Below are 12603 nucleotides of genomic sequence, written 5' to 3' on the forward strand. Positions count from 1 at the left end.
TCAGCGGGCCTCCGGTGCCGGTACACGCGTCAGCACCCAGGCGCCGCTGGCGAACAGCACCAGTACCGCCAGGATGGACAACCGTGCGCTGCCGGTGGCGGCCGCGGTGACGCCTACCAGCAGCGGGCCCAGCACCGCGGCGAACTTGCCCAGCATGTTGTAGAAACCGAAGAACTCGCCGGCCTTGCCCTCGGGAATCAGGCGGGCGAAGTAGGAACGCGACAGCGACTGCACCCCGCCCTGCACCAGCCCGATCACCGCCGCCATGATGTAGAACTGGGCCACCGTCTGCATGAAGTAGCCCCAGGCGGTGACGCCGGCATACACCGCCAGCCCCAGGTAGATTGCCCGCCGGGTGCCCCAGCGCTCCCCCAGCCAGCCAAAGGCCACGGCGGCGGGAAATCCGATGAACTGCACCAGCAGCAGGGCCACGATCAGGCTGTTGGCGGCAAAGCCCAGGCTCAGCCCGAAGTCCACCGCCATGCGGATGATGGTGTGCACCCCGTCGATGTAAAGCCAGTAGGCCAGCAGAAACAGGGCCGCGCCGCGTACCGCCCGGATATGCGAAACAGTCTGCCGCAACTCCCGCAGCCCGGACCAGACGGCCGTCCCGAAGGCCTGGCGACGCGCCGGCTTCGGCTCGCCGACAAAGCGCAGAATGGGAATGCTGAACACGGCCCACCAGACTGCAACCGACAGAAACGACCACTGCACCGCAGCCGCCTTGTCGGCCAGCCCGAACCAGCCGGGTTTCAGGGTCATGGCGACATTCACCGCCAGCAGCAGCCCGCCGCCGAGGTAGCCCAGGGCGTAACCCAGCGCGGACACCCGGTCCATGCTGGCCGGCGTGGCCACGTTGACGATCAGGCCGTCGTAGAACACCAGGCTGGTGGAAAAGCCGATCGAAGCCAGCACGAACAGCGTCATCGCCAGCAGCCACTCGCCCTGGGCGACCCAGAACAGCGCACCGGTCGCCGCCGCGCCGACGGCCGCGAACGCGGCCAGCATGGTCTTCTTGCCGCCGTTGCGGTCGGCCACCGCCCCCAGTAGCGGCGCCAGCAGCATCACCACCATGCTGGCAACAGCACTGCCCACCCCCAGCTGCAGGGTGCTGGTGGTGGCATCGAACTGGCCGCTCCAGTACTGCTTGTAGAAGATGGGAAAGAAACCTGCCACCACGGTGGTGGCGAAGGCCGAATTGGCCCAGTCGTAGAGTGCCCAGGACCAGCGCGCCCGCGCGTCGTGTGTCATGGTTAACAGTTCCGGCGTGGTGTCACAGGGCCCGGGCCAGGATCAGGGCGTCCTCGCGTCCGTGCGAGGCCGGATAATAGCGCCTGCGCACGCCCACTTCGTTAAAACCGTTGGCGTGATACAGCGCCACTGCCCCCCGATTGGACGGACGTACCTCCAGCAGCAGGGTGTCGGCGGCCTGCCGGCGGGCCTGGCCGATCAGCTGTTCCAGCAGTTGCGTGGCCACCCCCTGACGACGGCACAGCGGACTCACGCACAGGTTCAGCAGATGCGCGTCGCCCACCGCCACCGACAGCATTGCATAGCCCTTGAGCGCGCCGTCGGGGCCCACCGCGGCGAACCCGCGGTAACCCACCCGCAGACAGTCCCGGAAGATGCCCTCGCTCCATGGGAAGTCGTAGGCGGCCCGTTCAATGGCCAGTACCGCCGGCAAGTCGGCGATCGCCAACGGCCGGATATCGCAGACGCTGCGCAGTTCCGCGCTCATGCTGCCGCGTCCAGCAGCCGCATGGCCTCGCGCAGATCCTCCCAGGCGCGGTTCTTGTGCTGCGGGGACCGCAGCAGATAGGCGGGGTGATAGGTCACCAGCAACGGCAACGAGCGGCCGGGATAGGTGTGTACCTGGCCCCGCAGCTTGCCCAGGGGTGCCTGGGTCTCGAGCAGTGTCTGCGCGGCAACCCGGCCCACCGCCACAATCAGTTTCGGGGACAGCAGCTCGATCTGGCGTTCCAGAATCGGGCGATCGGCGGCCACTTCCTCGGCCTTCGGATCGCGATTTTCCGGCGGCCGGAACTTGCAGATGTTGGCGATATAGGCATTGCGGGTGCGACCCCGGCCCATGGCGAACAGCATACGGTCCAGCAGTTTGCCGGCGCGCCCGACGAACGGCTCGCCACGGCGGTCCTCCTCGGCGCCGGGGGCTTCGCCGATGATCATCAGATCCGCGTCGCGGGCGCCAACCCCGAAAACGGGGCGGGTCGCCCCACGGTGGTCGCAACCAGCCAGGTGTGCTGCCAGTTCGTCCCAGTCCATGGCAGCCACGTCCGGGGACGGTGCCGGTGGGGGCGTCGAACCGGTCATCGGCGGCATTTCCACGGATTCGGGCGGCCCCGCCGCGGCGGGTTCCGATGGCGGCGGTTCCGCCGGTTCGGCTGCCGGCGCCGGCGGGCCGGATCGGACACGCTGTTGCCAGAGGGTCAGGCCCAGTTCCTCGAGGCGGGCTTGGCGGGAGTCGGCGACCATGGCGCAAGCTTAGCGCGCCGACCGTAAGTGGTGCGAGTGCGAGGCCGCAACACGGGCCTCGCACTCGCCTCTGCCCGCCGTCGTCAGGCGCTGCGGCGCTGACCCTCGACCTTCTGGTGATCGACCAGCGCGCGGTTGATGGCCGACACCGCCGCTTCCAGCGAGGCGGAGATGATGTCCGCATCGATGGCACAGCCGAAGGTGGACTTGCCGTCGCCGATACCGGCTTCGACGTAGGCTACCGCGTCCGCCTCGGCCCCGTGGCCCCGCGCATGCTCGGTGTAGTCGTGGATCACCACGTTCAGGCCCAGGCTCTGGTTCAGGCCGTCAATGAACGCCGCAATTGGACCATTGCCGGCGCCCTTGAGACGCTGCTCCACGCCCTCGTTGGTAATCACCGCCTCGACCGTGTGGCGATCTCCGGCATCGCCGCGCGAGGAGGCCCAGTAGTCGCGGAACGCCAGCGGTCGGCCGGTCTCGAAATAGGCCTGTTCGAACAGGCGCAGGATTTCCACCGCGGTCAGTTCGCGCCCGGTCTCGTCGGCCTCCTGCTGCACGATCTTGGCGAACTCGATCTGCATGCGACGGGGCAGGCTCAGGCCGTATTCGGTTTCCAGCAGGTAGGACACCCCGCCCTTGCCGGACTGGGAGTTGACCCGGATCACCGCCTCGTAGGTCCGCCCCAGATCCCGCGGATCAATGGGCAGGTAGGGCACTTCCCAGACGCCGTCGGGATGGCTCTTGCGGTCCTTCAGACCCTTGTTGATGGCATCCTGATGCGAGCCCGAGAACGCGGTGAACACCAGTTCACCACCATAGGGGTGACGCGGGTGCACGGGCAGCTGATTGCAGTACTCGGCCATGCGCACCACATCGTTGATGCGGGTGAAGTCCAGGCCCGGCGACACGCCCTGGGAATGCAGGTTCAGCGCCAGGGTGACCAGATCCACGTTGCCGGTGCGTTCGCCGTTGCCGAACAGCGTGCCCTCCACCCGATCGGCTCCGGCCATCTGGCCCAGTTCGGCCGCCGCCACCGCGCAGCCGCGGTCGTTGTGGGGATGCAGCGACAGGATCACCGAATCGCGCGGCGTCAGATGGCGATGCATCCACTCGATCTGGTCGGCATAGATGTTGGGCGAGGCCATCTCCACCGTGGCCGGCAGATTGATAATGGCCTTGTGCTCGGGCGTCGGCTGCCACACCGCCAGCACCTCATTGCTGATGCGGGCGGCAAAATCCAGCTCGGTGCCGGTAAAGCTCTCCGGCGAGTACTGGAAAACCCACTCGGTCTCCGGATAGGCCGCCGCCAGCGTCTTCACCCGCCGGGCCCCGCGCCGGGCGATATCGATGATGCCGTCCTGGTCCATGCCGAAGACGATGCGGCGCTGGGCCGAGGAAGTGGAATTGTAGATGTGCACGATCGCCCGTCGGGCGCCCACCAGCGCCTCGAAGGTGCGCTCGATCAACTCATCCCGGCACTGACACAGCACCTGGACGGAGACATCGTCCGGAATCAGGCCGTCCTCGATGATCTTGCGGCAGAAATCGTAGTCCGTCTGCGATGCGGCGGGGAAACCGATCTCGATTTCCTTGAACCCGATATCCACCAGCCCCTGGAACATGCGCAGCTTGCGCGCCATGCCCATGGGTTCGATCAGCGCCTGATTGCCGTCACGCAGGTCCACGCTGCACCAGACCGGGGGCTGATCAAGGGTGACGCCCGGCCAGGTACGGTCGGACAACCCCACCGTGGGAAAAGGTCGGTACTTGGTGGCCGGATGAACGGCCGGTTCGCTGGTCTGATTCTCGCTCATTGGAACGCTCCGATGTCGCTGCCCGCTGGTGCCGACAGCCAGTCTTCCCGGTATGCCTCGGTAGCGGTATCGGCCCCGCCATGGCCGTGCTGGAGTATCTGCCTTACGGCAGAAGTCGCCGGGTCAGGACAACGAGCGCGGAAAACACGCGCACACAGCCGCGGCCATGGCCGGCTGTATCGATCACGTTATGCGCGGGGTAATCCATGTTGCGGGATGCGAAGAAATTCGATTGCAGGATAACCGAAGCACCGGAGCGCTGCCAAGCCGGGGACCATCAGCCTTGCGGTATGTCAGAGAGTCCCTTGTTGGGTGCGACGACGGCGTCGCCACCGGATCACCGACAGCAGCGGTCCGGACCCGGCGTAGGCCAGGAACCCCAGGAACAGCACGCGGGGCGGGTCGAGGCTGATCAGCACGAAGCCGAGCACCACGGCCAGCACGTGGAAGAACGGCACCCGCTCGGAGAGCTTGACGTCCTTGAAGCTGTGGAACCGGATGTTGCTCACCATCAGCGCCCCGGCGACCACGGTCACCAGGAACACCGGCACCACCATGGTGGTGCCTGCCAGACCGAGATCGTGGCAGACCCAGACCGCTCCCACCAGCAACCCGGCGGCCGCCGGACTGGGCAGGCCGAGAAACACCTTGCGGTCGTTCGCGCCGCCCCGCTGGATGTTGAAGCGGGCCAGACGCAGGGCGGCCGCCGCGGTGTAGAAGAACGCCGCCAGCCAGCCCAGCTTGCCGCCGACGAAACTGACGTCGGCCAGACTGGCAAGGCTGTAGGAGTAGGCCACCAGTGCCGAGGCCAGCCCGAAGGCCACCAGGTCGGCAAGGCTGTCGTACTGCAGGCCGAAATCGCTTTCCGTGCGGGTCAGCCGGGCTACCCGGCCATCCAGCATATCGGTAACCATAGCCGCGAAGATGGCCATGGCTGCCACGCTGAAGCGGCCCTGCCCCGCCGCGATGATGGCGTAGAAGCCGGCGAACAGTGTCCCGGTGGTGAACAGATTGGGCAGCAGATAGATGCCCCGCCGCCGTCGCCGTTGTTGTGCGTCTTCGGATTCGTTCATGGCCGCCGCCCGTTGATCGGGCATGGTTCAAACCCCGTCATCATGACATCGATGGCAGGTCGACCGGGGCCTTGCGTACCAGCGTGGCCAGTTTGTCCGATCCCGCACGCACGCGATCGCCCACCGCCACCTCCACCCGGGAGTGGGCCGGCAGGAAGATATACACCCGCCGGGCCAGGCGCCGGGCCCCGCAGACCCGCCCCTGCCCGAGGCGATCGCCATAGCGGACCTGACACGGCCGGCCGCCGAACATCCAGCCGGAGGCGGCGAGCACGATGTCGTCGCCCTCATCGGTGCGTAGCCAGGACACGGTGCCGGCGAATTCCGACTCGCCGGCCGCCGGCAGCTCCAGCACCGTGCCCTCCACCGGCGAACGCAGCAGATACGCGCCCAGCAGCGAGGCATCCAGCGACACGCGGATGGCCTCGCGGTCCAGAAACGGGTCGTAGCATTCGCGCCGGTGCACTACCCGCCCGTCCACCGGTGCGATCACTGCCAGCGGCTCGGAGGGAATACGCCGGCGCGGATCGTGGAAGAACGCCAGCAGCAGCAGCACAACCACCACCAGCGGCAGGGCGGCCAGCCAGTGACCAAAGTGACCGACACCGAAGGTGACGATCGACGCCAGCACCAGAATGGGCCAGCCCTCGCGGGCAATCTGCATCAGGGTGCGCCGCATGGACTGCGCCGGGGCCAGGAACGGTGTGGAAGTTACGCCGCGCCGGGATAATCAGTTGCGCGACTTGTCCACGATCTTGCTCTTGCTGATCCACGGCATCATCGCGCGCAGCTTCTCGCCCACCTGCTCGATGGGATGCTCGCGCGACAGCCGGCGCCCGGCCTTGAGCGTGGGGAAACCGGCCTGGTTCTCGCCGATGAATTCGCGGGCGAACTTGCCGGTCTGCACCTCGGCGAGGATACGGCGCATCTCGGCCTTGGTTTCCTCGGTGACGATGCGCGGGCCGCGGGTGAAATCCCCGTACTCGGCGGTGTTGGAGATCGAGTAGCGCATGTTGGCGATACCGCCCTCGTAGATCAGGTCGACGATCAACTTGACCTCGTGCAGGCACTCGAAATAGGCCATCTCCGGCTCGTAGCCGGCTTCGGTCAGGGTTTCGAAACCGGCCTGGATCAGGGCGGTGATGCCGCCGCAGAGCACGGCCTGTTCACCGAAAAGGTCGGTTTCGGTCTCGTCGCGGAAGGTGGTCTCGATGATCCCGGCGCGGCCACCGCCGTTGGCCACGGCGTAGGACAGCGCGATGTTCTTGGCGTTGCCCGAGGCATCCTGGTGGATGGCAATCAGGCTGGGCACGCCGCCGCCGGCTTCATAGGTGGTGCGCACCAGATGGCCGGGGCCCTTGGGGGCAACCATGAACACGTCGGTATCGGCGCGCGGCTCGATCAGTTCGAAGTGCACGTTGAAGCCGTGGGCGAAGGCAATCGCCGCGCCTGCCTTCAGGTTCGGCTCGATCTGGTTCTGGTACAGCGACACCTGGTGTTCGTCCGGTGCCAGGATCATCACCACATCGGCCGCGGCCACTGCGCTTTCGATCTCGGCGACTTCCAGTCCGGCGTTCTCGGCCTTCTGCCAGGAGCCGGAGCCGGCCCTCAGGCCTACCACGACGCTTACGCCGGAATCCTTCAGATTGTTGGCGTGGGCATGGCCCTGCGAGCCATAGCCGATGATGGCCACTTTCTTGGACTGGATGAGCGCCAGATCGGCGTCCTTGTCGTAATAAACCTGCATGCTCACGATTACTGCTCCTGCTCGTAGCGAAGTCCCAGATCGCCGGGCGTGATGGCGACGGCGCCACTTCGCACCAGCTCGCGCAGCGTCCCGACGCCACTCATTGAATCAATCAGGTCCCGCACCGCGGATTCGCCGCCGACGAATCGCAGGGTGAACAGCCCATCGCGCGCATCCAGCACCTCGGCGCCTGCCGCGCGGGCCTGTTCGGCCAGGCGGTCGTCGCCGGCCACCTTCATCATCACCAGCTCGCTTTCCACATGCTCGCCGCCGGTCATGTCGAGAACATCGATCACGTCCACCAGCTTGAGCAGCTGGCGGTTGATCTGGTCGACCACGTCGTCCGACCCGGTAGTCACCAGCGTCAGACGTGACACGGTGTCGTCCTCGGTGGGGGCGACATTCAGGGATTCGATGTTGAAGCCACGCTGCGAAAACATGCCGGCCACGCGCACCAGCGCGCCCGCCTCGTTCTGCATCAGCATGGAGATGATGTGCCGCATTGGCCGCATGTCACGCCGCGCGACCGCGCGGGCCCCCGAAAATCGAGCGCGCACGGTAATCCCAGGTGCCGGGAAAATCAACTGCGGCCGTCGGCACCCCCCGATCCGGCCAGCGCCTCCAGCTCGACCAGCCCCTGCTCCAGATCGTCCAGCAGCCGCTGCATGCTGGGCAGCGTGCGGCTGCAGGCAATCAGCCCGAACTCCAGCTTATGGTCGTAACTGTTGAGGGTAATGTTGAGGGCCTGGCCATCCAGAACGATGGAGACCGGATACATGCCCTCCAGCCGGGCCCCGTTGAAATACAACGGCTGCTTGGGGCCGGGGACGTTGGAAATGACCACGTTGAAGGGCTGGCGGCCCGGCATCAGACCGGTGGCCAGATTGAGCCCGCCCACCGCCATCACCGTGGCCACATAGTTCATGATCTCGGTCTGGCTCATGGTGGCGTAGCGCGCCTTGCTGTGGCGCACCGACCGGGCGATGGTGTCGAAACGGGACCGCGGATCATCCAGGTGGGTGGCCAGGTTGGCCAGGAACAGCGCCACCTGATTGCCGCCCTCGGAATCGTCCTGACGCAGCGACATCGGCACCATGGCGATCAACGGCTTGTCCGGCAACGCGTCCAGCGACTGCAGATAGCGCCGCAGCGCGGCCGAGCACATGGCCAGCACCGCGTCGTTGAGGGTGCCGCCGAGCTGCCGGCCCGCCGCCCGGATGCGGTCCAGCGACCAGGACTGGGCCGCGAAACGCCGCGACGCCGAGACCCGCTGATTCAGAATGCAGCGCGGCGCCTGGAAGGCGGAGACGAAATCCGGGTCCCGCTGCCAGGCCGACTGCACCGTTCGCGACAGCTCCATCGACACCCGCGGCAGCGACGCGAGCTGGGCGCCCGCCACCTGCCCCAGCCGCAGGGCCGGGTTGCGCCCGCCCCGTTGCCGGCGGCGAGGCGGTATCGCCCACAGCGGTGTCAGCTCGGTATCGCCGGCTTCGGTGGTCATCGCCCGCTGCAGCAGCCGCATGGCAGCCACCCCATCCACCATGGCGTGGTGAATCTTGGCGTAGACGGCAATGCGGCCGTCCTCCACACCATCGATCAGGTACAGCTCCCACAGCGGCTTGGCCCGATCCAGAAGATTGGCGTGCAGCTGGGATACCAGCGTGAGCAGCTCGCGGATGCGCCCAGGGCGCGGCAGGGCCAGTGGCCGGAAATGGGCTTCCACGTCGAACGCCCGGTCCTCGGTCCAGAACCAGGCGCCAAGCCGCCGCACCAACCGCTGGTTGAACGGCGGATAGGCGCGGGTGGCCCGGCGGGTGCGCTCGATCAGCGCGGGGATATAGTCGTCGCCGGCATCGGCGGGCGGCCGCAGCAACAGCAGGCCACCCACGTGCATGGGCTGATTGCGGCGCTCCAGCCACAGGAACCCCTGGTCGATGGGGGTAACCGGTTTCAGAGCCGGCATGCTGCGGCCTGCATTGCAGGATCGTTGCTCATGGGCAGGAAGTTAGCACGCGGCCGGCTGCCGGGAATGTTGCTGCCGGCGTTTCCGGCATCTTCCTAACGCTGGCGCGTCGCAATCGGCTAAAATACGCGGTTTGGAAGCGCAGACAGGCGACACTATGGCCCAAGTTCGAGACAACCTGCCCGATCCCGCCAGCCACCCGCTGGCCGGCACCCGCATGACCGGCGCCGAGATGATGGTGCAGGTACTCGCAGACGAGGGGGTGGACACGGTATTCGGCTACTCGGGTGGCGCCATCCTGCCGACCTACGACGCCATCTTCCGCTTCAACGCCGAGCACCACGACCGCATGCCGCTGATCGTGCCCGCCAACGAGCAGGGCGCGGGCTTCATGGCGGCCGGTTACGCCCGGGCCTCCGGCAAGGTGGGCGTGGCGCTGGTCACCTCCGGCCCCGGCGCCACCAACACCGTGACGCCGGTGCGCGACTGCATGGCCGATTCCGTGCCCATCGTGGTCATCTGCGGACAGGTGGCCCGCGCGGCCGTGGGTACCGATGCCTTCCAGGAGGCCCCGGTGTCCAACATCATGAGCGCCGCGGCCAAGCATGTGTTCCTGGTCACCGAACCGGAACGCCTTGAAGCCACGGTGCGCACCGCCTTCGAGATCGCCCGTTCCGGCCGTCCCGGCCCGGTGGTCATCGACGTGCCCAAGGACGTGCAGAACTGGGAAGGCACGTTTGCCGGCGAAGGGGTGCTGCCCATTCCCGGCTATCGCCAGCGCATGAATGCCCTGGCGGCCAACCGCATCGACGACACCGAATGCGCCGACTTCTTCCGCCTGCTGGCCGAGAGCGAGCGCCCGCTGATCTATGCCGGGGGGGGCGTGATCAATGCCAACGCGTCCCAGGAGATGCGGGAACTGGCCCAGGCCTTCGGCATTCCGGTGGTCACCACCCTGATGGGCATCGGCGCGTTCGACACCACCGATCCCCTGGCCCTGCACATGCTGGGCATGCACGGCACCGCCTTCGCCAATTACGCGGTGGACGACTGCGATTTCCTGATCGCCATGGGCTCGCGTTTCGACGACCGGGTGGCCGGTGTGCCGCAGGCATTCGCGCCCAACGCACGGCACATCGCGCACTTCGACGTGGACGCGTCCGAGATCAACAAGGTCAAGAACGTGGACTGGCACCACGTCGGCGTGCTGGCCGAGAGCCTGCGGCGGCTGCTGGAATACGGCCGCGAGATCGGCTTTGCCGGCGAGTACGCGCCCTGGCACCGCCACATCGCGGACCTGAAGGCCCATTACGCGATGAACTACGACCGCGAGTCCGACGCCATCCAGCCGCATCAGGTGATCGAGGAGATCAACAAGCTCACCGGCGGCGAGGCGATCATCAGCACCGGCGTTGGCCAGCACCAGATGTGGGCAGCGCAGTACTTCGATTTCCGCCAGCCCCGGCTGTGGCTGACCTCCGGCTCGATGGGCACCATGGGCTTCGGCCTGCCCGCAGCGGTGGGCGCGCAGTTTGCCCAGCGCGACAAGCTGGTGATCGACATCGACGGCGATGCCTCGATCCGCATGAACCTGGGCGAGCTGGAGACAGTGACCACCTACGACCTGCCGGTGAAGATCGTGGTGCTCAACAACTTCGGCGACGGCATGGTCAAGCAGTGGCAGAAGCTGTTCTTCAAGGGTCGCCTGTCGGCGTCGGACAAGTCGCTGCACAAGAAGGATTTCGTCAAGGCAGCGGAAGCCGACGGCTTCGAGTTCGCACAACGGCTTGACGACAAGACCCGGTTGCCGGAGGTGATCAAGGCGTTCGTCGAGTACCAGGGCCCGGCGTTTCTCGAGGTGATCATCGATCCGGACGCCGGGGTCTACCCGATGGTGGGCCCGGGCATGAGCTACCGCGAGATGATCACCGGCGACCATATCCCGAACCGCTACGAGACCAGCGACACCGAGGTGAGCCCCTCCGAGGCGTTCTGACATCCGCACGCCGTACACCGCATGCTAGTCTCGGACCATGCTTCGACGCACCAAGATCGTCGCCACCCTCGGGCCCGCGACCGACAATGAAGCGGCCCTGTCACGGCTGCTCAGTGCCGGCGCGAACGTGGTCCGGCTGAACTTCTCCCACGGCAGTGGCGACGAGCACCGCGCCCGGGCCGAGCGGGTGCGGCGCGCGGCCGCCGATCTCGATGCCTCGGTGGGCATTCTCGGTGATCTGCAGGGCCCCAAGATCCGCATCGAATCCTTTGCCGGGGGCGCGGTGGATCTGGAAGCGGGTCAGGCGTTCGCGCTGGATTCGGACCTGGACCGGGACGCTGGCGATTCGACCGGCGTGGGGCTCGGCTATCGCCCGCTGGTGGACGATGTGTCGGTGGGCGATCTGCTTCTGCTGGACGATGGGGCGATCGCGCTCGAGGTCACCGGGGTATCCGGCGGCCGCATCGACACCCGGGTGGAGAACAGCGGCCGGCTGTCCTCGCGCAAGGGACTGAATCTGCGCGGCGGCGGTCTGTCGGCGGCCGGGCTGACGGAACAGGATTACCGCGACATCGAACTGGCCGCGGAGATGAAGGTGGACTTCCTGGCGGTGTCGTTCGTGCGCTCGGCCGCGGATATCGAAGAAGCCCGGGCCCGGCTGCGGGCGGCCGGCGGTCATGCCCGCATCGTGGCCAAGATCGAGCGTGCGGAAGCGGTGGCCGACCTCGAGTCGATCATCGAGGCCTCCGACGTGGTGATGGTGGCCCGCGGCGATCTGGCGGTGGAGATCGGTGATCCGGAACTGCCGGCGGTGCAGAAGCGCATCATCGCCCAGTCGCGAGAGATGAACCGCACCGTGATCACCGCCACCCAGATGATGGAATCCATGATCGAGCAACCCACGCCCACCCGGGCGGAAGTGCTGGACGTGGCCAACGCGGTGCTTGACGGCACTGATGCCGTGATGCTGTCCGCAGAGACCGCGGTGGGCGCCTACGCGGTCAACGCAGTGGCGGCGATGGGCCGGATCTGCATCGGTGCCGAGAACGGCCATTTCACCGCCCGCTCCCAGCGGCGGCTGGCGACCCATTTCCGGCGTACCGACGAGGCCATTGCCATGGCCACCACTTATACCGCCCGCCACATGCGCGCCGATGCCATCATCGCCCTCACCGATTCCGGCCACACCGCCATGCTGATGTCGCGCCAGGACGTGGGCATCCCCATCTACGCCCTGACCCGGTCGGCGGAAACCTGCGGGTACCTGTCGGTGTGCCGTGGCGTCTATCCGCTGGCCTTCGAACCGGCAGACCCGGCCGGCCCCGCCCTGATCCGCGAGGCGGTGGATTTCATGGTGGCACGCGGTGATGTGGCCCCGGGCGACCGCGTGCTGGTCACCAAGGGCGACATGCTCGGCCCCGGTGGCACCAACACCATGAAGATCGTCGAGATCTCCGCCCGCTGAACCACCTCGCCGGGCCAGCAACCCGGCCCGACTTCCGAATACCTGCGCCATC

General features: G+C 67.0%; 11 protein-coding genes. 2 read left to right on the top strand and 9 right to left on the bottom strand.

All coding sequences use genetic code 11. The annotated features are described in order from the left end of the window. The 9 genes from RM532_RS04165 to RM532_RS04205 all read right to left on the bottom strand — a co-directional run bounded on the left by RM532_RS04165 (position 1) and on the right by RM532_RS04205 (position 9081). Entirely contained in the window at positions 1-1251 is a 1251-nt protein-coding gene (locus RM532_RS04165) for an MFS transporter (protein ID WP_311651892.1), read from the bottom strand. 22 nt (positions 1252-1273) lie between these two features. After that, complete coding sequence (gene rimI, locus RM532_RS04170; RefSeq protein WP_311651894.1) at positions 1274-1738, bottom strand: ribosomal protein S18-alanine N-acetyltransferase; 465 nt, start codon at positions 1736-1738, stop codon at positions 1274-1276. Then, on the bottom strand, positions 1735-2493 hold the full coding sequence (locus tag RM532_RS04175; RefSeq protein WP_311651896.1) for a uracil-DNA glycosylase: 759 nt from the start codon (positions 2491-2493) through the stop codon (positions 1735-1737). Before RM532_RS04175 ends, rimI begins: the two co-directional genes overlap by 4 nt. An 83-nt stretch (positions 2494-2576) precedes the next feature. Beyond that, complete coding sequence (gene leuA / locus RM532_RS04180; protein WP_311651897.1) at positions 2577-4307, bottom strand: 2-isopropylmalate synthase; 1731 nt, start codon at positions 4305-4307, stop codon at positions 2577-2579. Positions 4308-4600: 293 nt separating this feature from the next. Continuing rightward, entirely contained in the window at positions 4601-5380 is a 780-nt protein-coding gene (locus RM532_RS04185; protein ID WP_311651899.1) for a CDP-alcohol phosphatidyltransferase family protein, read from the bottom strand. 40 nt (positions 5381-5420) lie between these two features. Next, entirely contained in the window at positions 5421-6059 is a 639-nt protein-coding gene (locus RM532_RS04190; protein ID WP_311651901.1) for a phosphatidylserine decarboxylase, read from the bottom strand. 51 nt (positions 6060-6110) lie between these two features. Then, positions 6111-7127: a ketol-acid reductoisomerase gene (ilvC, locus tag RM532_RS04195; protein ID WP_311651972.1), complete on the bottom strand. Its 1017-nt coding sequence runs from the start codon at positions 7125-7127 to the stop codon at positions 6111-6113. Positions 7128-7135: 8 nt separating this feature from the next. Continuing rightward, positions 7136-7630 (bottom strand): acetolactate synthase small subunit, encoded by a 495-nt coding sequence (gene ilvN / locus RM532_RS04200; RefSeq protein ID WP_311651902.1) that lies wholly within the window; start codon positions 7628-7630, stop codon positions 7136-7138. Positions 7631-7707: 77 nt separating this feature from the next. Continuing rightward, positions 7708-9081: a WS/DGAT/MGAT family O-acyltransferase gene (locus tag RM532_RS04205; RefSeq protein ID WP_349255263.1), complete on the bottom strand. Its 1374-nt coding sequence runs from the start codon at positions 9079-9081 to the stop codon at positions 7708-7710. 166 nt (positions 9082-9247) lie between these two features. Here RM532_RS04205 and ilvB point away from each other — a divergent pair, with 166 nt between their 5' ends. Next, positions 9248-11086, top strand: coding sequence for a biosynthetic-type acetolactate synthase large subunit (gene ilvB / locus RM532_RS04210; protein ID WP_311651904.1), 1839 nt, complete (start codon positions 9248-9250; stop codon positions 11084-11086). Between the two features lie 37 nt (positions 11087-11123). Further along, on the top strand, positions 11124-12551 hold the full coding sequence (pyk, locus tag RM532_RS04215) for a pyruvate kinase (protein WP_311651905.1): 1428 nt from the start codon (positions 11124-11126) through the stop codon (positions 12549-12551). Positions 12552-12603 lie beyond the last annotated feature (52 nt).

The sequence above is a fragment of the Spectribacter hydrogenoxidans genome (genome assembly GCF_031846275.1).
GTDB lineage: Bacteria > Pseudomonadota > Gammaproteobacteria > Nevskiales > Salinisphaeraceae > Spectribacter > Spectribacter hydrogenoxidans.